The organism is Streptomyces sp. TLI_55, assembly GCF_900206255.1.
Classification (GTDB): Bacteria; Actinomycetota; Actinomycetes; order Streptomycetales; family Streptomycetaceae; genus Streptomyces; species Streptomyces aquilus.
Window position 1 is genome coordinate 9,124,275 of record NZ_OAOJ01000001.1, and the last position, 18,281, is coordinate 9,142,555.

General features: G+C 70.1%; 14 protein-coding genes. 8 read left to right on the forward strand and 6 right to left on the reverse strand.

Annotated elements, in window-relative coordinates:
- Nucleotides 1–30: 30 nt before the first annotated feature.
- Complete coding sequence (locus CRP56_RS41675) at nucleotides 31–1,425, reverse strand: aldehyde dehydrogenase family protein (RefSeq protein ID WP_097273166.1); 1,395 nt, start codon at nucleotides 1,423–1,425, stop codon at nucleotides 31–33.
- Nucleotides 1,425–2,525 carry an AMP-binding protein gene (locus tag CRP56_RS41680; protein WP_097273168.1) on the reverse strand — a complete coding sequence of 367 codons (1,101 nt, stop codon included), beginning with the start codon at nucleotides 2,523–2,525 and terminating at the stop codon, nucleotides 1,425–1,427. The genes CRP56_RS41675 and CRP56_RS41680 overlap by 1 nt, the downstream gene beginning before the upstream one ends.
- A 601-nt stretch (nucleotides 2,526–3,126) precedes the next feature.
- On the opposite strand from CRP56_RS41680, the gene ilvC reads away from it, so the two are divergent.
- Together ilvC and CRP56_RS41690 are read left to right on the forward strand one after the other, a co-directional pair.
- The gene (gene ilvC / locus CRP56_RS41685; protein WP_097273170.1) at nucleotides 3,127–4,131 is read left to right on the forward strand and encodes a ketol-acid reductoisomerase; all 1,005 of its coding nucleotides are present in this window, start codon (nucleotides 3,127–3,129) and stop codon (nucleotides 4,129–4,131) included.
- 423 nt (nucleotides 4,132–4,554) lie between these two features.
- Complete coding sequence (locus CRP56_RS41690) at nucleotides 4,555–4,989, forward strand: VOC family protein (RefSeq protein WP_097275024.1); 435 nt, start codon at nucleotides 4,555–4,557, stop codon at nucleotides 4,987–4,989.
- 16 nt (nucleotides 4,990–5,005) lie between these two features.
- Here the strand turns inward: CRP56_RS41690 and CRP56_RS41695 are convergent, their stop codons facing one another.
- Nucleotides 5,006–5,242, reverse strand: a complete 237-nt coding sequence (locus tag CRP56_RS41695) for a hypothetical protein (protein WP_097273172.1) — start codon at nucleotides 5,240–5,242, stop codon at nucleotides 5,006–5,008.
- Nucleotides 5,243–5,604: 362 nt separating this feature from the next.
- Between CRP56_RS41695 and CRP56_RS41700 the strand changes: the two genes are divergently transcribed.
- Entirely contained in the window at nucleotides 5,605–6,843 is a 1,239-nt protein-coding gene (locus CRP56_RS41700; protein WP_097273174.1) for a PP2C family protein-serine/threonine phosphatase, read from the forward strand.
- Between the two features lie 25 nt (nucleotides 6,844–6,868).
- On the opposite strand, the gene CRP56_RS41705 is transcribed toward CRP56_RS41700, so the two are convergent.
- The 3 genes from CRP56_RS41705 to CRP56_RS41715 all read right to left on the reverse strand — a co-directional run bounded on the left by CRP56_RS41705 (nucleotide 6,869) and on the right by CRP56_RS41715 (nucleotide 10,069).
- Nucleotides 6,869–8,485, reverse strand: coding sequence for an MFS transporter (locus CRP56_RS41705; protein WP_097273176.1), 1,617 nt, complete (start codon nucleotides 8,483–8,485; stop codon nucleotides 6,869–6,871).
- 285 nt (nucleotides 8,486–8,770) lie between these two features.
- Nucleotides 8,771–9,241, reverse strand: a complete 471-nt coding sequence (locus tag CRP56_RS41710) for a carboxymuconolactone decarboxylase family protein (protein WP_097273178.1) — start codon at nucleotides 9,239–9,241, stop codon at nucleotides 8,771–8,773.
- 84 nt (nucleotides 9,242–9,325) lie between these two features.
- Nucleotides 9,326–10,069, reverse strand: a complete 744-nt coding sequence (locus CRP56_RS41715) for an SDR family oxidoreductase (RefSeq protein WP_097273180.1) — start codon at nucleotides 10,067–10,069, stop codon at nucleotides 9,326–9,328.
- Between the two features lie 334 nt (nucleotides 10,070–10,403).
- On the opposite strand from CRP56_RS41715, the gene CRP56_RS41720 reads away from it, so the two are divergent.
- The 5 genes from CRP56_RS41720 to CRP56_RS41740 all read left to right on the forward strand — a co-directional run bounded on the left by CRP56_RS41720 (nucleotide 10,404) and on the right by CRP56_RS41740 (nucleotide 18,248).
- Nucleotides 10,404–13,184 carry a helix-turn-helix transcriptional regulator gene (locus CRP56_RS41720; RefSeq protein WP_097273182.1) on the forward strand — a complete coding sequence of 927 codons (2,781 nt, stop codon included), beginning with the start codon at nucleotides 10,404–10,406 and terminating at the stop codon, nucleotides 13,182–13,184.
- Between the two features lie 122 nt (nucleotides 13,185–13,306).
- Nucleotides 13,307–14,119 carry an SDR family oxidoreductase gene (locus CRP56_RS41725; RefSeq protein ID WP_179851251.1) on the forward strand — a complete coding sequence of 271 codons (813 nt, stop codon included), beginning with the start codon at nucleotides 13,307–13,309 and terminating at the stop codon, nucleotides 14,117–14,119.
- Between the two features lie 26 nt (nucleotides 14,120–14,145).
- Nucleotides 14,146–14,730 carry a GNAT family N-acetyltransferase gene (locus CRP56_RS41730; RefSeq protein WP_097273184.1) on the forward strand — a complete coding sequence of 195 codons (585 nt, stop codon included), beginning with the start codon at nucleotides 14,146–14,148 and terminating at the stop codon, nucleotides 14,728–14,730.
- Nucleotides 14,731–14,811: 81 nt separating this feature from the next.
- The gene (locus tag CRP56_RS41735) at nucleotides 14,812–17,298 is read left to right on the forward strand and encodes an FtsX-like permease family protein (RefSeq protein ID WP_143664989.1); all 2,487 of its coding nucleotides are present in this window, start codon (nucleotides 14,812–14,814) and stop codon (nucleotides 17,296–17,298) included.
- A gap of 116 nt (nucleotides 17,299–17,414) precedes the next feature.
- Nucleotides 17,415–18,248 carry a GNAT family N-acetyltransferase gene (locus CRP56_RS41740; protein WP_097273188.1) on the forward strand — a complete coding sequence of 278 codons (834 nt, stop codon included), beginning with the start codon at nucleotides 17,415–17,417 and terminating at the stop codon, nucleotides 18,246–18,248.
- Nucleotides 18,249–18,281 lie beyond the last annotated feature (33 nt).

Sequence of the window (18,281 nt, forward strand, 5' to 3'; positions counted from 1 at the left end):
GCTGGATCGCCCTGATGAGGCGAGCGGCGTTCAGGACGGGCCCTGGTACACCGCCTTGCTCCGCATCAGGAAGTCGGAGAGATAGCTGTCGTGGGGGACACCCGGCGCCATCCAGTGGGTCGGCTGATCGCCGAAGTACACGTTGGCGATGCTGGGCTCCGCGAACAGGGCCTCCCACAGGTCCCGGTCCCGGGTCAGGGCCGACAGCACGAGCGTGTCGCGCAGCGGCGCCATGCCGTCCGCGCGGCTCCAAGGGGCGATCCACACGCAGGGGAAGGGCAGTTCGGTGCGCAGTTGAGGGGCTCGGGCGCTCGCGGTCTGGTGCACGGCGGGGCGCAGTACGGCGCTGCCGTCTCCGAGGTCGTCGGCGATGCCGTCGCCGCCGAGCCAGGCGTGTGTCCCGGCCGCCACCGTTTTCAGATACGCGCTGAGGGCTCGGGCCCGCTCCCGCGGGCACACCGGCAGACGGGCCCTCTCGTCCTGCGGCGGAAGGCTGGGCAGGACGGCCAGACGCGCCGCGAGGGCTTCCGCCAGTGGGGCCGGGTCACCCTCGACGAGGATGGCGGTGGCGTTGACGCACGCGGTGCCGCTCTCGCCGGCGACGGACGCGACGAGGGTGTCCAGATGGTCGCGCCAGTCGGTGTCCGCGGTGATGAGGATCTTCGACCGTCCCGGCCCCTGCGGCATGATCCGCGCGTCGTGCGCGTACTTGGCCACCACCTCGTCACCGCCGTAGACCACGGCCCGGTCCACGCCGTGGACGAGCGTGTCGGCGGTCGCGTGGTCGGTGGGCAGCAGCATGAGCTGGTCGTCCCGGAGGCCCGCCTGACGCAGTGCCGCGACGAGCCGGTAGGGGGTGAAGGGCTCGCGCCGGGACGGGCGTACGGCTACGCGGTATCCCAGCGCCAGCGCTTCCAGCCACGCACGGTGGACACCGGGGTGGTTGCCGGACGCGTTGACGGCGAACACGTCGCCCTGGCGTGCCCACACCGTGTGCGTCTGATGCAGGGCGGGGTCGCTGAGGTCGCGGGCGGCTCCGCGTGGCCTGCCACGGTCGGCGGACGTGGCGGCGTGCCGTACGAAGTGCGCCGTGCCCCGGGTCGCGGCGCGCACCACGGCGAGCGGTGTGCCCGAGGTTCGGCTGACGAGACGTTCGTACTCCCGGACGCTCAAGCCCCCCACGGTGCCCGCGGCGAAGGCCTCCCCGGCGGTGGCGAACACGGTCTCCAGGTCGGCCGCGGCGATCGCCGGCGCTTGGCGCAGGGCACCGATCGCCCGAGCCACGTACAGCGGGGGAACCAGACTCAGCCGTGCGATCGGGGCACCGGACACGTCGGTCACCGTGCTCGGCACACGTGTGCGGTAGGTGCCTCGCGGGCCCAGGGCGTCGAGGTGCAGCGGCTCGGCGGTCGGTACGGGGGCCATCAGTAGACACCCTCGATGACGGTCTCACCCTCGACCGCGGGAACCGGCGCGACGTCGGCGACGGCGTGCCCGGCGTGGCCCTCGCCCGGGCGGACCCGCAAAGCGGTGTCCCGCTCCCTGTTGTTGGGGATCAGCATGGACTTGCTGACGTGGCTCACCACCACCTGGCCCCGCTCGCCCTCCGCCACCGGTTGCCCGGTGTCGGGATCCACGACGCTCAGGAAGACGTACGGCGAGACCGGGTCGAACACACACGGCTCCGACGCCGTGAGACCGACCCGCTCCAGAAGCGCGGTGAGCATCATGGTGTTGCCGTACATGCCGATCAGCGGCACGTCGGGAAACACCTCGGTCCGCAACAGGTCCCGGGTGTCGGGATCCATGTGGGTGCCGCCCCAGATGATCGCCCGGGCGCTGCCGTTGATGACCTCCACGAGGTCGCCGTCCCGGGCGAAGCGCTCCAGCATGGGGGTGGTGGCCGCTATGACACCGATGTCCTGGCCGAGCAGGATGCGCCGGCACTGGTCCACGAGATGGTCGGTGTAGGCGTCGACCTCGTCGCGACGGCCCGCGGCGACGAGCTTCTTGACCCAGCGGGGGTCCATGTCGACCCCCAGCTCGGGGCTGCCGAGACTCGCCGCGGCCCGTTGCAGCACATCACCCACGAGGTGCGGGCCGGTCGGCGCCACAGTCAGCCACAGTGCGCCGACGGGCAGTCCGTGATCCCGGAGCCGGCGGGTCACGTGCTCGCTGCCGTGCCGCGCCCAGTCGTCCATCTGCACGACCCGCTTCGGCGCCCCGGTCGTGCCGCCGCTCTCGAACACGTGCAGCGGTCGGGCCTGCGGACCGTAGCCGCGGGGGACGAGATCGGACACGCGCACATCGCGCAGCTCGTCCGTGAGATCGGGAAAGAGCGCCAGGTCCGCCACGCCCTTGACGTCGTGGCGAGGGTCGAAACCGAGCCGGTCGACCCGGTCCAGCCAGTACCGGGACCCCGTCTCGGGAGTGAAGTGCCACCGCATGGCCGCCCTGACGTATTCGTCGGGGTCCACCCCGTCGAAGGGGCCGGCGTCCAGAACGGTCATTGAGCCGATCGGCATGGAACCGCCTTTCTCGAAGTCGCTGAGGGCGGACGCGTGAGAGCCACGCGTCCCGGGCGGTCCCGCGGGCCCGACCCGCTCTCGCAGAGAAGACCGAGGGGCGGGGGCGTCTGTGACAGCCCCACGGAAACGCGGCTGCGCCCCTCTGGCACCGGCACACCGTCACAACGACCCGTGTCTCCCGGTCTGATGACTGGGCCGCAGCCGACCGGCGGTGTGCCGAGGCTTGGGGCCGCTGGCAGAACAGGGGGCTGGGCACTCGGCTTCTGGGAGAACTCGGCCGGTTCGCCGTCGTGTTGGGCGTACGTGAGGTCTACGGCGTGATCCACCCCGACGACGCTCGGATGGCGGCCGTGCTGCACCGCGCCGGCGTTGCGCTGCGCACGGTTCCGGAGGCGGGCGGTGCGACGACGACGGTCCGGGCCCGGACGCAGGACATCGGCCTCGCCCTCGCCTGCTCGCCGACGCGACGTGGGTGGTGGCAACGCGGTGTTGGAAAACACTGTGACAACATTGGATGAGATAGTGTTTCGACTGTCGCTCGACGGCGGGTGTTTCGCCCCGCGGTTCGACGCGGGCGGCTACAAGCGAGGGGATTGCCATGGCCGAGCTGTTCTATGACACCGACGCCGACCTGTCCACCATCCAGGGCCGCAAGGTCGCGGTCATCGGTTACGGCAGCCAGGGCCATGCCCACGCGCTGTCGCTGCGCGATTCGGGTGTGGACGTGCGCGTGGGACTGCACAAGGGGTCCAAGTCCCGGACGAAAGCCGAGGAGCAGGGCCTGCGCGGGGTGACGGTGGCGGAGGCCGCCGCCGAGGCCGACGTGATCATGATCCTGGTCCCGGACCCGGTCCAGGGCGAGATCTACGAGGAGCACATCGCCCCGAACCTGCAGGACGGCGACGCGCTGTTCTTCGGGCATGGATTCAACATCCGGTTCGGCTTCATCAAACCGCCGGCCGGGGTGGACGTGTGCATGGTCGCCCCCAAGGGGCCGGGCCACCTCGTGCGTCGTCAGTACGAGGAGGGTCGCGGCGTTCCGTGTCTGGTGGCCGTGGAGCAGGACGCCACAGGAAGCGCCCTCCCGCTGGCCCTGTCGTACGCCAAGGGCATCGGTGGCACCCGCGCGGGCGTCATCAGGACGACCTTCACCGAGGAGACCGAGACCGACCTGTTCGGTGAGCAGGCGGTGCTCGCCGGTGGCGTGTCGGCGCTGGTCAAGGCGGGCTTCGAGACGCTGACCGAGGCGGGCTACCAGCCGGAGATCGCCTACTTCGAGTGCCTGCACGAGCTGAAGCTGATCGTCGACCTCATGTACGAGGGCGGCCTGGAGAAGATGCGCTGGTCGATCTCCGAGACCGCCGAGTGGGGCGACTACGTCACCGGCCCGCGCATCATCACCGACGCCACCAAGGCCGAGATGAAGAAGGTCCTCGCCGAGATCCAGGACGGCACCTTCGCCGAGAACTGGATGGCCGAGTACCACGGCGGTCTGAAGAAGTACGCCGAGTACAAGCGGCAGGACTCCGAGCACCTGCTGGAGACCACCGGCAAGGAACTGCGCAAGCTGATGAGTTGGGTCAACGACGAGGAGCGCTCGTGATCGCGAGGGCCGGCACGGAAGGGAACCGGTGACGGTCGTATGACGACACTGCATGTCACCCTGCTCGGCGGGATCCGCGAGATAGCCGCCGTACCAGTGCCCGCGGCGGAAGCCGCGCACGGCACACGACCACCGCGCCGCTTCACCCTGGAACTCCGCGTGCCGCACGAACGGCACGCGGCACTCGATGCCGAACTGCGGGCCGCCGCCGCGCCGGACGGTGCGTACCTGCAAGGCACCGACGCGATGTGGCGTGTGGTGGAGGGCTGGACCGTCGTGGCCAACGGTCCGCGGACCGGGATCCACCGGTACCAGGTGGAGATCGAGGAGGTGGAGGACGCCACGCGGGCCGCCGGCGGAGCTGACGGCGAGGGCTCGTCAGCCGAGGCGGGCAGGCTGCCCGCCGGCGAGAGCGCCGACGCCATGCAGCTCAAGCTGGCCGTCCTGGTACTGCCCGTCTCGGACGTCGACCGGGCGAAGTCGTTCTACGAGGCCGTCGGGTTCCGGCTCGATGCCGACCACGCCGTCGACGCCTCCTATCGCGTGGTGCACATGACGCCCCCGGGGTCGGCGTGCTCGATCCTGTTCGGGACCGGAGTCACCACGGCTGCCCCGGGCTCGGTGCGGGGCCTGCACCTCGTCGTCTCCGACATCGAGCGGGCCTGCCGGGAACTCCACGCAAGGGGCGTGGTGACCGGCGGAGTCTTCCATGACACGAGCGGTGTGTTCCACCGCAGCACCGATGTGAAGCGGGTCGAGGGACCCGACCCGCAGCGTCGTGACTATCACTCCTACGCCGAGTTCAGCGACCCGGACGGCAACGAATGGGTGCTTCAGGAGGTGCCGGCGCGGGGCTGAGAGGCTCGTGCGGTGTTCAACCGTGAGGGAGGGCGTCGCCCGGGGATCCGGAGCGACGCTCACCTCCGCCGTGTGCAGTCGAGGTGCCGCGCAGGGTCTGGAGGGACTCGGCGATCGACGCGATACGTGTATCCACGACATGCACGGCCTCACGGAGTTGGCGCAGCCGCCCTTCGAGAGCGGTCGCCTCGGCCGTCAGCCCCGCCGCGACGGTGGCGGGGTCCGCCTGAAGATCAACGTCTTGGGACATCATCCCGGTCCTCCTCGGATCGTGTCGGACACCCATCCCCGTACTGACCGGACAGGCGGCGCGGTTGTGACAGCCGGGTTCCACGGGCACCAGGTGCGGTGGGGCTCCGTGAGGAGTTCCGCTCTTTCTTCATTGACCGGACAGCGCCCCGGTTCGTGACAGCGAATCGGGCCGTCGCAGCCGCCCCTCTTCAACTGCCGTCCCCCGCCTCGCGGGTGGGGATCTTGGTGTCACAGATACGTGTGCGTCCCTGTCTCATCAGCGAACAGATCGGGCCAGGCAGGAGAAAAAGGGTGCGCGTTCCGCGAGCCACCGACACTCGTGCGTGGAGCCGCCATCGCCACTCGCCGCACGAAAGACCACACATGAGCATCCCCATTCCGCGGCCGGACGTTCCGGCCGCCGAGCGCTGTGGAGGACATCGGGCTCGCGAGGCCCGTCCCCGTGGGGATTCCTCCTTCTCCCGCGACTTCCGGGTGGTTCTGCTGTCCCAGGACGAACAGGACGCGGTCCGCGTCCGGCGGCTGCTACCGCACCGGCCGGCCGATGCGCTGGTCTGGCACATGAGCGTCGAGGAAGGATGCCGCACGGCCGGCATCCACGGCCTGCTGTGCGTTCTGGTGGGCAGTACACCGGCCGGACGGACCTTGGCCGACGTCGTCACCCGGGTCCGCCGCCACGCCCCCGACGCGGCCGTGCTCGTTCTCGAGGGCCCGCATACGTCCCATGCCTTCCGCTCCGTCGCCGGCTCGGTGCAGGGCCGGGTCGATCACAGTCGCAGCGCTCCCGACGAGTTCTGCCGGAAGATCCGGGTCGCTCTGCAACGTGCCGTCGCGGGGCGCACCGTGGCGGGCGAGGAGATCGCGCGGGACAACGCAGTGCTGGAACGGGGCCTTTTGCCCGACCTGACGTTGCGGGCGGACGGCTTCACGACCGCCTTCCACTACGCGCCGGAACGCGCGCACACGTTGCTGGGCGGTGACTTCTGCGATGTGGTGCGCGGCGACGACGGCAGTGCCCACGTGATCATGGGCGATGTCTCCGGGCACGGTGCCGCCGCGGCCGCCCTCGGTGTCCATCTGCGTCTGGCATGGCGCACGGCCGTGCTGTGCGGGCAGAGCCAGCTGGAACAACTCCGTCTGCTCGAACGCATCCTGACCGAGGAGCGAGGGGAGGAGGAGACCTACGCGACCGTGGTGTCCCTGGTCCTGTCGCCCCACCACCGCACGCTGCGGACGGTCACCGCCGGCCATCCGGGCTTTCTGCACCGCCACCGGGGACAGGTCCGGTGGGTGGAGCCGCCGCCAGGTCTGCCGCTGGGACTGTTCCCCGGGCAAGGGGACTGGCGTGAGAGCGAGATGGCGCTGCCGGACGGGGACGGCATCGTGCTGTTCACCGACGGACTCTACGAAGGTCGTACGGCCGGCGGACGGCTCGGGGAGGAGGGCTTGCTGAGGCTGGCCGGTCGGCTCGCGCATCTGGAGGCGCAGACGTTCGTCGACGCCCTGGTACGCGGTGTGTCGCTGCTGGCCGCTCCGTTCGGTGGGCTACGGGACGACGTGGCGGTGCTTCATCTGTCCTGCGACGGAGTGAGTGGGGCTTGATGTTGTGCCGACGAGCAGGGCCGGCCTACGGGCGAAGCCGGTCCTCGCCGGGGGAGGGGCGGGAACCGGCTGGCGCATGCGCCCCGGCCGAGGCATCTCGGTGCCCCACCTGGTCGAGAGCCTGGTGATGGGCGAAGCGCGACACCAGCGGAGGCTCCATCAGCCAGCCGTGCGCCCGCCCGTGCCGTGCGTCAGAGGTGGCGGCGGTCGCGCGCAGCAGGGCGAAGGCGATGGCCGCGCCGACGGCCAGCAGGCCCGCGCACAGGGGCATGGCCCGGCTGAACGCCCTGTCGAAGGCGTCGGGGGAGCGGTATGCGTCCGGGCTCATGCCGACCAGCAGCGGCAGCGCGGCCACGGAGACCAGCCCGGCCGCGCGTGCGGCCGCGTTGTTGATCCCGCTGGCCAGGCCCGCGTCGGTGGCCTCGACCGAGGCCAGCAGAGTCACGCTCAGCGGAGCGACCATGATGACCATCCCCGTGCCCATCACGACCAGGGCGGGCAGAACGTCGGCGAAGTAGGAGGCGTGCGTGCCCACCCGCGCCGTCATCAGCATGCCGGCCCCGCACACCACAGGGCCGACGGTGAGCGGGATGCGTGGTCCCAGGCGCTGGGCGAGCGCGCCTGAGCGAGCGGAGAACAGCAGCATCAGCACCGTGCTCGGCAACATGGCGGCGCCCGCCGCCAGTGCCGAGTAGCCGACGGCGATCTGCAGTTGCAGGGCGGTCAGGAAGAAGAACCCGCCCAGCCCGGCGTAGACGCACAGGGTGATCAGGTTGATGGCCGTGAACGGCCGCGACGAGAAGATCGACAGGGGCATCATCGGGTCGCTGCTGAGCCGCTCCACCAGCAGGAAAGCGGCCCCGGCCGCGATACTGCCCGCGGCCGCGGCAAGGGCGACGGGCCCGCCGGAACGGGCTTCGGTCAGCGCGTAGGTGGCCAGAGCGAGCGTCAGTGCGCCCAGCGCCGCGCCGGCGAGGTCGAAGCCGCGCCGGGACGGGGTGTGGGTACCGGCCGCGACCGTGGGCTGCTGAGGCCTGCCGACGGACTCCGGGACGTGGCGCAGGGCCAGGGGCACGCACAGCAGCGCCGGGGGGATCGTCAGCAGGAAGGTCCAGCGCCAGCCGGGGCCGTCGACGAGCCATCCGCCGAGGAACGGCCCGAGTGCCGCCCCGATGCCGCCGAACCCGGACCACAGGCCGATGGCGCGTGGCCGGTCGTCCGGGTGGAAGGAGGCTTCGATGATCGCCAGTGAGCCGGGGGTGAGCAGTGCTCCGCCGACGCCCTGGAGCGCGCGGGCGGCGATGAGCGTGGTCGTGTCGGGGGCCAGTCCGCACAGCAGGGATGCCGCGGCGAACCAGATGATGCCCAGGACGAAGATCCGGCGTCGGCCGAAGCGGTCGCCGAGGGAGCCGCCCAGCAGGATGAGTCCCGCCAGGGTCAGCATGTAGGCGTTCACGGTCCACTGGAGTGCGGCGAGGTCGGCGTCGAAGTCGTCGCCGATGTGTGGCAGCGCGACGTTGGTGACGGTCGAGCCGAGCAGCACCACGCTGGAGCCCAGCACGGTGGCCAGAAGGGTCCATCGGCCACGGGCGCTGGCGATGCGCAGGAAGGCCGGGTCGCCCGCGGCGGGGGAGGGGGGCATGTCGTCTCCTCGGGACAGCGGGCCAGGAGGCGGCCGGTGCGTTCGTGCCGGGCGGCGGGTGCGGCGGGTGGGTTCGTGCCGGGCGGCGGGTGCGGCGGGTGGGTCTTCTCGTGGACGCACGGGTGCGCTGGGTGGGGGGGGCGTCCGCAGCTGGCGCGGGGTGCGGTGGATCGCGGCGTGGCGTCGTGGGGGCGCGGGGGTGGCCGGAGGGTCCGTCTCCCGCTCGGTGGGCCGGGGTGACCGGGAGACGGACGGTGGGCGTCCGGCGGGGCCGGAGCGGGCGGGTCAGCCGAACATGCCCGGCGTGTAGCCGCCGGCGGGCTGCTGGTTGATGACGTTGATGCGGTTGTAGGCGTTGATGATCGCGATCAATGAGATCAGTGCGGCGAGCTGGTCCTCGTCGTAGTGCTTGGCGGCGTTGGCCCAGGCATCGTCCGGCACCCCGCCCGCCGCGTCGGCGATACGGGTGCCCTGCTCGGTGATCTCCAGCGCCGCGCGCTCGGCGTCGGTGAAGACGGTGGCCTCGCGCCAGGCGGCGACCAGGTGCAGCCGCTGCTGGTCCTCACCCGCGGCGACGGCGTCCTTGGTGTGCATGTCGGTGCAGAAACCGCAGCCGTTGATCTGGCTGGCCCGGATCTTCACCAGTTCCTGGGTGGCGACGGGCAGCGCCGAGTGCACAGCGGCCCCGGCCGAGTTGAGGTGCTTCATGACCTTGCCCGCGAGAGCGTTGCCGAAGTAGTTGATGCGCGCGTCCATGTAGGGATCCTGAGAGTCGAGTGATGGGTGGTGAACTGACGTGACGTTGCTGCGATTTCGGGGCCGTGGGCTCCGTGCTCGCCGTTACTGCTTGCTGCTCCAGTCGGCGAAGTGCGTCTCGCCGAGCTGTGCGTCGGGGCCGGGCAGCAGGTCGGACTCCTTGAGGGCGGCGCCCCAGTAGAGACCCTTCGGGTCCGTCACGACCGTGCGGGGGTCGTTGTGGGCCGCGAGGGCCTTGCGGATGAAGTCCTCCAGGGTGAAGGTGTCCGGGCCGGCGACCTCGACGATTCCGTTGACCGGAGTGCCGACCGCCGTGCGGCCGACCGCCGCGGCCACGTCGCCAGAGAAGACGGGCTGGATCTTGATGGGGGCGACGGACACCGTGTCACCGCTGGTCGCCGAGTCCGCGAGGGTCTTGGCGAACTCGAAGAACTGCGTGGCGTGGACGATCGAGTAGGGCACCCCGGAGTCCCGGATCATGTCCTCTTGGACCTGCTTGGCCTGGAAGTAGCCGGCCTGCTGGAGGCGGTCGGTGCCCACGACGGACAGAGCCACATGGTGTGTGACGCCGGCGGCGGCCTCCGCGGCGAGCAGGTTGGTGGTGGAGGCGCGGAAGAACTCCATCACCGCGTCGTCCTCGAAGGAGGGGGAGTTGGAGACGTCGACGACGACCGAGGCGCCCTTCAGGACGTCGGCCAGGCCTTCGCCGGTGACCGTGTTGACTCCGGTGTTCGGGGAGGCTGCCACCGCCTCGTGACCGTGTTCGTTGAGCTTGGAGACGACCTTGGAACCGATGAGTCCGGTTCCGCCGATCACTACGACCTTCATGGACTTTCCCTTCACTGATGCCGCACGGTGCGCGGTAGGTCTGCGGTGACCTCGTCCACGGCACCGGCCGCGATGGCTCGTACCCTCCTGACCAGGCGGGCCCGGCATCTGTGACAGGGCGGCGCACAGAGATTTCGCGTCGCTGACGGTCGCGGTGGGGAACGACCGGACAGGGCCGCGATTTGTGACAGCTTCGGTGTGTTTTGAGGCGTGGAAGTAGTCACAGTCTCTGTTCGCGCCGTCAGGGAGAGGCCGCGGGTATCGTGACGAGGATTCTTCCGAACATCACTGTGGGAGCTCTGTTCCCCCGGATCCCGCCGAGGAGCCGAGTCGCATGATCGCCAGCCCGCTTCCCGATCTGGTCGGCCGGCAGCGTGAGTGCGCGGCGCTGGACGGCCTGCTGGCCGGCCTGCGGGAGGGTTCCTCCCGCGTCCTGGTCGTACGAGGCGAGGCGGGCATCGGCAAGTCGGTGCTGCTCGCGTACGTGGCCGCGCAGGCGTCCCGGGTGAAGGTGACCTGGGGACGTGGTGTCGAGGCCGACATGGAGCTGCCCTACGCGAGCCTGCACCAGGTGTGCGCGCCGTTCCTGGACGGCGTCGAGGAACTGCCGCAACCCCAACGTGACGCGCTGCGCGTGGCGTTCGGGACCGCGGTGGGCGATCCGCCCGACCGCTTCCTGGTCGGCCTCGCCGTGCTGACCCTGCTCACCCGCGCCTCGGAGGCCCGGCCGGTGCTGGTGCTGGTCGACGACGCCCAGTGGCTGGACCAAGTGTCGTTGCAGACACTTGAGTTCGTGGCCCGGCGACTGCTCGCGGAGCCGGTCGCCATGGCGTTCGCGGTCCGCGACCCCGAGGGGCAGTCCGCGCTCGCGGGCCTGCCGGCGCTGCAACTCAGTGGACTCGACGCCGCGGCGGCCGGGGAGCTCCTGGAGGGCGCTGTGGGGGGACGGTTGGAGGAGCGGGTCCGGGACCGGTTCGTGGCCGAGACGCACGGCAACCCGCTGGCCCTGCTGGAGTTCTCCCGTGGCCGCAGCGCCGCCGAACTGGCCTACGGCGTCGACGCGTCGAGTGCCCCGGTCGTCCAGGGACCGGTGGCCAGCCGTGTCGAGCGTGACTTCGCCGGGCGGCTCGGTGCGCTGCCGGCCGCGACCCGCGCCCTGCTGCTGATCGCCGCGGCGGAACCGGTCGGCGACGTGCGCCTGTTGAGCCGTGCGGCCGCCTCCCTCGGCATCACTGCGGACGCCGCACCTGCCAAGGCGGCCGGCCTGATCGAGTTCGGCGAGCCCGTACGGTTCCGGCACCCACTGGTCCGTTCGGCGGTCTACCACGGAGCCGAGCCGGAGGATCGGCGTGCGGTGCACCGGGCCCTGGCCGAGGCCACGGACCCTCTCCTGGACCCGGACCGGCGCGCCTGGCATGCCGCGCAGGCGGCCGACGGGCCGGACGAGGAGGTCGCCGCGGGACTGGAGCAGGCAGCCGACCGCGCCCGGCAGCGTGGTGGCATCGCGGCCGAGGCGGTTCTGCTGGAACGCGCGGTGGAGGTGACGCCCGACCCTTGGCCGCGGGGGCGCCGGGCCCTTGCGGCGGCCGAGGCGCACTTCTCGGCCGCCGCGCCGGAACGGGCCACGGACTTGGCGGCGGTGGCCGACCTGTATCCCCTCAGCGTCCTGGACCGGGCCCGTCTGGCGAGGCTGCGGGCCAGAATCCTGTTCGCCCGCAGCCGCAGCGACGAGGCGGCACCCCTTCTTCTGAACGCGGCCGCACAGTTCACCGCGGCGGGATCTCCCCTGGCGAGGGAGACGTATCTGGAGGCGATCAGCGCGACCATCTTCGCCGGCCGGGTCCATGGTCCGACCGGCGCCCGCGCCGCGGCGATCGCGGCTCGCGCGTCCGGGGCACCCTCCTCGGGTTCCAAAGCCGCCGACGCTCTCCTGGACGGTGTGGCGGCCCTGCTCGCGGACGGCGCGCAGACAGGCGTCCCGGCCCTGCGCGAGGCACTCGAGCTGCTCGAACACGAAGAGCTGCGCACGCGGGAGGCGACCGTACGGTGGCTGCTGCTGGCCCCGGTCGCGCTCGAGTCGTTCATCCACTGGGCCTGGGACCTGCATGCCTGGGACACACTGTCGAGCCGCGCCGTGCGTCTGGCCCGTGACATCGGAGCGCTCGGCGCCCTGCCGCCGGCTCTGATCTACGCGGGCGGGGTGCACATCCACTACGGCGACTTCGCCGAGGCGGACCGGATGATCGACGAGGCCGACGCGATCGCCACCGCGACAGGCCACGCCCCGCACAAGTACGCGACGCTCGTCCTGGCCGCGTGGCGGGGTGAGGCGGACGTCGCCGCCGGCATCATCGAAGAGGCCAGAGAGCGCGCCGTGCAGCGGGGCGAGGTGTCCCTGCTCGGTGCCATGGGCTACATCCAGGGCGTGCTCTTCAACGGACTGGCCCGCTACGAAGAGGCGATGGAAGCCGCCCGTACCGGTATCGAGCACGACGGGTTCAACTTCACCGGTCTGTCCCTGGTCGAACATGTCGAGGCCGCGACGAGGTGCGGTGAACTCGACCAGGCCCGCGCCTCGTTGGCCCGCCTGACCGAACTCACCCGCGCCACCGACTCCGGATGGGCGCGAGGCGCGAGCGCACGCAGTGAGGCGCTGCTGGCCGACGGCGAGGCAGCCGACCGCCTGTACCGCACGGCGATCGAGGAATTCGGCCGCGGTGGGGTCGTCGTGGAGGTGGCACGCACTCACCTGCTCTACGGCGAGTGGCTGCGGCGCGCCCAGCGCCGGGCACAGGCCCGCGAGCACCTCCGCACGGCCCACGACATGTTCGACGCGATGCCGGCGCACGCCTTTGCCGAACGAGCCCGCCGCGAGCTGATCGCCACCGGCGAGCAGGTGACCGCACGGAAGACCACGCCGGCGAGTGCCCTGACCCCGCAGGAGTCGCAAGTCGCCGCCCTCGCCGCCGACGGCATGACGAACGCGCGGATCGGCGCGGAACTGTTCATCAGCCCCCACACCGTGGAGTGGCATTTGCGGAAGGTCTACACGAAGCTCGGCATCAGCTCCCGCCGAGCCCTGCCGCACGTCCTCAACAGCGCACGGGCACGGTGATATCCACCGAACGGACACCACCCGTATGTCGCCTTGGGTGTCACATCCAGCCCACCGTTCCTGTCTATCTCCTGACCGGGCCGGAAGGTGTACCAGGCCGCTGTGAATGAGGTGGAGCTCGTATGCGAGTGGTGGTCTTCGATGACGCCCGTGTCCTCGGGGCGGAGATTGCACAGCAAGTGAAAGGCCACGGGCACGAGGCCGTAGTGGTTTGCGAAATGGCTGGTGTCGACCGTTTGACGGGGGCAGGCCTGGCGGAGGTGCTCGTCGGTTGCGACGCCGTCGTCGACCTCTCCGGCCTGCCAAGCCTCGACGACGGCACGCTGACCGAGGACTACGGTCTGGTGATAGACGAGGACGCCGTCCTTGACCGGGCCAGTCGCTCCACGGCACACCTTCTCGCCGCCGAGGCTGCGGCCGGAGTCGCACACCATGTCGGCCTGTCCGTGGTGGGCACAGACCGCGTAAGGGCAGAAGGGGTGTTTCGGGCGCTGCAGGCGCAGGAGAGTATGGTGCGGGGTTCCGGGACCTCCTTTTCGATCATCCGCGCAACGCAGTTGTTCGAGTCCGTGGAGGAGATCGCGGCTGCGGCCACCGAGGACTGGATCGTGTGGGTGCCACCGGTCGAGGTGCGTCCGGTAGCCCGCGCCGAAGTGGCCGCCTTCCTGGCCCACACCGCGGTTTCCAAGCCGCTGCAGGGTGTGGGCGAGATCGCCGGACCCGACCAGTTCCGGCTCGACGTCGTCGTCCGCCAGGCTCTGTCAGCGGACGAGGAGCATCGCCGGGTCTTCACCGACTCTCGGAGCACCTTCTTCGGCGCCAGGGTCCGACGCACGGACCTACTGCCTGCACCAGGTGCCTATATTGCGCGGCAGCGCTATGCAGCGTGGCGTGCGCACCACGCGACGCCCGAGACGTCTATCAACTCGGCATAGAGACTACGGCTGTTATCGTCCCTGGCATGGCTGAACTGATCGCTCCCACGGGGCGGCTGCATTCCTCGTGGCTCGCGGCACGTGACGAGTGGCAGCCTGGTGCTCACCAGGACGGGGCCGGCCTGCGTCTGATCGGTGACGACGACCTTGACAGCCCGGAAGGGTTCGCCTCATGGGTCCAGCGCCTGCGACAGCAGTCGGACCGGTCGCTGCCTGTCGGGGAAGGACGCGTCCACGCCACCCACTGGTGGATCGTCGATGGCGAGACCTACCTCGGGGCCATCGATCTTCGACACTATCTGAACGCATTTCTCTTGGAAGGTGGCGGACATATCGGCTACAGCGTTCGGCCATCTGCCAGGAGACGCGGATTGGCCTCGTGGGCGCTGGGAGCAGTTCTGCTCAAGGCGCCGGCGCTCGGTCTGGACCGGGTCCTCCTCACCTGTGACGACGGCAACGTCGGCTCGGCGCGCACCATCGAGAACAACGGTGGCGTCCTCGAAGATGTGCGCAGCACCGAAACTGGAGACAAGCGCCGCTACTGGATCACTCTCGACGATGCTGGCCGCAGCCACTCTTTGACAGCCGCGACGAAGACGGTCGCCTCGTAGCGGACCGGGCGCTGGAATTGCTGACGCGATGAGGCGTCGTCGGACACGAGTCGCCCGCTCGATCAGTAAAAGTGTGACACGTTGTACGACGATGCATTGGTATCGTGTGCTCGACTATACGCACGACGTATAGTCGAGTCGGCATCACAGACGGCGTTCGCGCCCTTCCGCTGCCCACCCCTGCGCCGCGAGACGGCACCCTGTCCCCAGCCGTACGAGAGGAACATTGTGAGCCCACCTGCACGTCGGCGCCTCGGAGGTCTCCGCGCGCTTGCCCTCGGCGCTCGACTCGCACTCTTCGGCGGGCGGAACGGCGCGATCCGCACGTCTTTGACAGCTGTCGGAGTGGGGCTGGGTGTGGCCATGTTGCTGCTCGCCGCGTCGGTGCCGACCATCAGGCACCACAGGGACCAGCGGATACACCACCGCATCGATGTCAACCTCGGCGACCGCGCCATCACGCGCTCGGACCACACTGTGCTGATCAGAGACATCGACACCGTGTTCCGGGGCGAAAAGATCAGAGGGCGCATGGTCCAGCCGGAGGGGCCCGCTGCACCGCTGCCTCCCGGCGTCCAGCGCTACCCGCGCCCCGGGGAGATGGTCGTATCTCCCGCATTGCGCAAACTGCTGGCCGCACCGGGAAACGGACTGCTGCGCGAGCGCCTCGCCCATCCCATCGCGGGCGAGATCGGCGACGCAGGTCTGCTCGACCCGGGCGAGCGCGTCTTCTATCTGGTCGTGAACCACATGGCGGCCGACGGAGGGCAAACGCGACGACTCGACCACTTCGGTAAGGCCTACGCGAAGAAGCCCCTTCCACCCGAGCTCGTCCTCCTCTGCATCGCAGGAATCGTCGTACTGCTCCTCCCCATCGGTGCCTTCATCGCCGCGGCCGTACGGTTCGGTGGTGAGCGACGGGACCGGCGGATGGCCGCCCTGCGTTTGGTCGGCGCGAATCGTGGGATGGCCGCCACCATCGCAGCAGGCGAGGTCGCGCTCAGCACACTGGCAGGTATCACCCTGGGCGCGGTCCTGTTCATAACAGGACGTCAGTTCGCAGGAACGGTGCAGATACAGGGGCTCGGTGTCTTCACCGAAGATCTCACGCCACAGCCCCTCCTGGCGGGGCTCGTGGTCGTCGCCGTACTCACGCTCTCCCTCGGCATCACACAACTGTCGATGCACAAAGTGGCCGTAGAGCCTCTTGGAGTCGTCCGGAAGTCCGGCAGCACCTCGCGACGTCTGTGGTGGCGAACAGCACTTCCCCTGCTCGGACTGATGTTGCTGCGGATCTGCGTACGCAGCCCTTCCGACCTGCAGGGCACCTCCGGTGTCGTCCTGGTGCTCATCGGTATGCTTTCGCTCCTTGTCGGAGTCACCGCGGTGCTGCCCTGGGCCGTGGAACGCCTCACCCGACTGTTCGGCGGATTCGGCCCGCTGCCTTGGCAACTAGCCCTGCGCGGCCTGCAGTTGAACGCAGACGCCGCCACCCGGTCGGTCAACGGAATCGCGGTCGCCGTGGCAGGAGCCGTGGCCCTCCAGACCCTCCTCACCGGACTCTCCCAGAACCCGGACAGCACAGCCCGAGGGGCACACGGCCCCTCCGCCTCCACACGCCTCGCCATCGCCCGCCTCGATGACGGCGGGACGCGAGGGGCGCAGTACGCCCCGATGCTCGCCACGACTCCTGGCGTCCAACAGGCGGTCGAGTTCGCGGAGCTGTCGGTGAGCCCCCTGAGCGGTGGGTTTCCTCAGGCTGTCCTCATCGCCGACTGCGCTCATTTGCGCCTGCTGGCACAGCTGCCCGCCTGTTCGGACGGGGACGCCTTTCTCACCGCTCCTCCGGCCACCGACACCATGCCCGACATGACCACATGGGCGACCGGCATGAAACTGCGCATGGACATGCTCGGCCCCCGCTGGACGGTGCCGCACATCACCGCCACCGTCCGTGCCACCCCCGCCTGTCCGGCAGCGGTTTCCTCTGAACGGACCCTGCTGGCCACCCCCAGGGCGGCCGGGCACACCGCCATCGCACACGCCGTCAGCACGGTCGGGCTCATCTATACGACCGGGTTCAAAGACGTGCAGGACCACATCCGCACCGCAGCAGCACGGCTCGACCCGGCTTTCAGCGTCGACTTTCCTGGAAAGCCCCAGGGCGACCGTGCCCTCGACGCAGTCAGGCGGGCTCTGCTGGCCGGGGTGACGGCCGTGCTGGTACTGATCGCAGCGAGCATGCTGCTCGGAGCGATCGAACAGGTCCGCGAGCGCGCACGAGTCCTGTCCGTACTCGTCGCGTTCGGCACGCCCCGTCGTACGCTCGCCACATCCGTCCTCTTGCAGTCCGTACTCCCCGTCGGACTTGGTTTGCTCGTGGCGGAGTCGATCGGGACGGCCCTCGGCAGCACGCTGCTCGAACTCGCCGGAAGGCCTACGACGCACAGCTGGAGCACCCTCCTGGCCATAGCCGGCATCGGGGCGGCCGTCTCCCTCGGTGTCACCCTGTTGACCCTGCCGGCACTGTGGCGTGCGACGCGACCGCAGGGACTACGTCACGAGTGAATCTCCGGCGCGGCCTGATCCTCGCTCCGGAGGACAACCCTGGCCGCAGAACGCCGCTCCGAAACCACAACGCACACTGCGATGTGCAGAACCACCAGATGAGGGAGACAGTGGCAATGGTGGATCCGGCAAGCCCGATCAGTGCATCGAACCACGGGACACGACGCACCGAGGTCCCGCGGGACCTCGGCGCCATGGCCCCGGTGTTCGCCAACTTCCGTCAGTACCTCATGGGATGGGGCACACAGAACCGGGCGGGCAGCACCGTCGACCAGTTCCGCAGCGGGCTTGCCACCCCGCAGTTCAACGGCGTCGTACGCGTACGGTCGGTGCCCGCGGAGGGGGCGGACGTGACCGCCGTCCGCAAGGAGTTCGGGAACGTTCCCTGGTGGTGGTGGGTCGGGCCGGACAGCCCGAAGGACACCGCCGACGTCCTGCGGTGCCGCGGTGGACGAGAGCTCACGGCCCTCCCCGTGATGGTGCTCCCGTTCGACGAACCGGCCGTCCCGGGCACAGTCCCGCACACCGCGCCCACCGGTTTGCGGGTGGAGCCGGTTTGGGACGATGAACGGCTGGCCGAGTTCGTCCGGACCTACCGGGCCTCGATGGGAGTCGAACCCGGGCTGGAGGCCGAGATGGTGCGCATCGAGTCGCGGCGCGAGGACAACGCCGACATCATCCGACTGGCCGCCGTGTTGGACGGCCGAGTGGTCGGGACGACCGTGGTGATCACCGCCCACGGGGTGGCCGGGATCTTCCTCGTCCATGTGACCGAAGCACATCGCCGGCAGGGCGTCGGTGCGGCACTGACGGCCACCGCGCTCCAGGTGGGGCGGGAGCGCGGAATGCGCTGCGCCGCGCTGGTGGCCAGCCCTGCAGGCGAACCGTTGTACCGACGTTACGGCTTCACGACGACATCCGAATACCGGCTGTTCGCCTTCCCCTCCTGAACCGCAGCGATCCAGGCACCGTGTCACACCGAA

Bases quoted from the DNA above. Each gene is read 5' to 3' on its own strand.
- CRP56_RS41675 (WP_097273166.1), bottom strand. From the start codon at position 1,425: ATGGCCCCCGTACCGACCGCCGAGCCGCTGCACCTCGACGCCCTGGGC.
- CRP56_RS41680 (WP_097273168.1), bottom strand. From the start codon at position 2,525: ATGCCGATCGGCTCAATGACCGTTCTGGACGCCGGCCCCTTCGACGGG.
- ilvC (WP_097273170.1), top strand. From the start codon at position 3,127: ATGGCCGAGCTGTTCTATGACACCGACGCCGACCTGTCCACCATCCAG.
- CRP56_RS41690 (WP_097275024.1), top strand. From the start codon at position 4,555: ATGCAGCTCAAGCTGGCCGTCCTGGTACTGCCCGTCTCGGACGTCGAC.
- CRP56_RS41695 (WP_097273172.1), bottom strand. From the start codon at position 5,242: ATGATGTCCCAAGACGTTGATCTTCAGGCGGACCCCGCCACCGTCGCG.
- CRP56_RS41700 (WP_097273174.1), top strand. From the start codon at position 5,605: ATGAGCATCCCCATTCCGCGGCCGGACGTTCCGGCCGCCGAGCGCTGT.
- CRP56_RS41705 (WP_097273176.1), bottom strand. From the start codon at position 8,485: ATGCCCCCCTCCCCCGCCGCGGGCGACCCGGCCTTCCTGCGCATCGCC.
- CRP56_RS41710 (WP_097273178.1), bottom strand. From the start codon at position 9,241: ATGGACGCGCGCATCAACTACTTCGGCAACGCTCTCGCGGGCAAGGTC.
- CRP56_RS41715 (WP_097273180.1), bottom strand. From the start codon at position 10,069: ATGAAGGTCGTAGTGATCGGCGGAACCGGACTCATCGGTTCCAAGGTC.
- CRP56_RS41720 (WP_097273182.1), top strand. From the start codon at position 10,404: ATGATCGCCAGCCCGCTTCCCGATCTGGTCGGCCGGCAGCGTGAGTGC.
- CRP56_RS41725 (WP_179851251.1), top strand. From the start codon at position 13,307: ATGCGAGTGGTGGTCTTCGATGACGCCCGTGTCCTCGGGGCGGAGATT.
- CRP56_RS41730 (WP_097273184.1), top strand. From the start codon at position 14,146: ATGGCTGAACTGATCGCTCCCACGGGGCGGCTGCATTCCTCGTGGCTC.
- CRP56_RS41740 (WP_097273188.1), top strand. From the start codon at position 17,415: ATGGTGGATCCGGCAAGCCCGATCAGTGCATCGAACCACGGGACACGA.